This window comes from Sphingobium xenophagum NBRC 107872, assembly GCF_000367345.1.
GTDB classification, from domain to species: domain Bacteria; phylum Pseudomonadota; class Alphaproteobacteria; order Sphingomonadales; family Sphingomonadaceae; genus Sphingobium; species Sphingobium xenophagum.
This window is the reverse complement of sequence record NZ_BARE01000126.1, coordinates 1-837: the sequence shown is the minus strand read 5'-3', so window position 1 is coordinate 837 and position 837 is coordinate 1. Positions and strand designations below refer to the sequence as shown.

Sequence of the window (837 nt, the reverse complement as noted above, 5' to 3'; positions counted from 1 at the left end):
CCATGGAAATGCTCAAAGATGACCCGAAACGCCCGCTCCTGGTATGTGATGATGACCGCGCGTTTCTCCTCGTCTTTGACACGATCAGGGTTGAGAGACACAAGCCAGCCATGGAAATGCTCGAGGTGGAGCGACATTGCCTCCTGCATTCCACCGGCAGAAGGTACCTGCGTTATGCAGGCACCTTTGCTGATGACGGGATGCCTTTGGATGCGTTGCCGCTGGGCTTCCCAGTTGAGGCCGAGTGCCTCCACGATCGGCTTCATCACAACGTGGATGCCGTCGTTGTTGCGCACGGTCATGATCTGTCGGTCCTCAAACGGGACCAAGGCAAAACTGTCGCTCATATACGCTCCATCAATGGCGGGTGAGTTGGGGCATGGGCCGGATGCGAAGCAATGCCGCCTCGGCCGCCGCCAGTTGGCGTTGTAATTCATCGCGCACCGACATGAGTGTGGCGCAACCAACGGTACATGCCTCGCAGCCTGCCGCACAGAAAGGCGCGGCGCGAAGGACGGGCTGGCGATCCCCCTCAACCATAGGTTGCCTCCGTCAGTACGCCGTCGCGCTGGGCGAGGTAGAGTTCGTAGCCGTTGACCGGCCCCTTGCTCTGGTCGGCTCCGTAGCGAGGCAGGATCTCGGCATAGCCGGTCGGCTCACCGAGATCGCAGGGATCTTCATGCAGTTCGTCTTCTTCGAGGTCGGGATCGCCATCGAGCGTATCGAGCAATTCGATCAGTTCCTCGATCTGGCGTTCAACAGCCTTGCGGTCGGTCGATGTCAGCCCAAGGGCGATGGTGCGCGGACGGAATGCCGTGCTAGGGATCATCACAGCCA

At 60.1% G+C, this 837-nt stretch carries 2 protein-coding genes; both read right to left on the bottom strand.

Going from position 1 to position 837, the window contains the following annotated elements:
• Window positions 1-347: phage antirepressor N-terminal domain-containing protein (locus SX1_RS23435; protein ID WP_019054859.1), on the bottom strand; the 347-nt coding region annotated here is incomplete at its 3' end.
• A gap of 185 nt (window positions 348-532) precedes the next feature.
• On the bottom strand, window positions 533-837 hold a 305-nt coding region (locus SX1_RS23430), incomplete at its 5' end, for a hypothetical protein (RefSeq protein WP_043146437.1).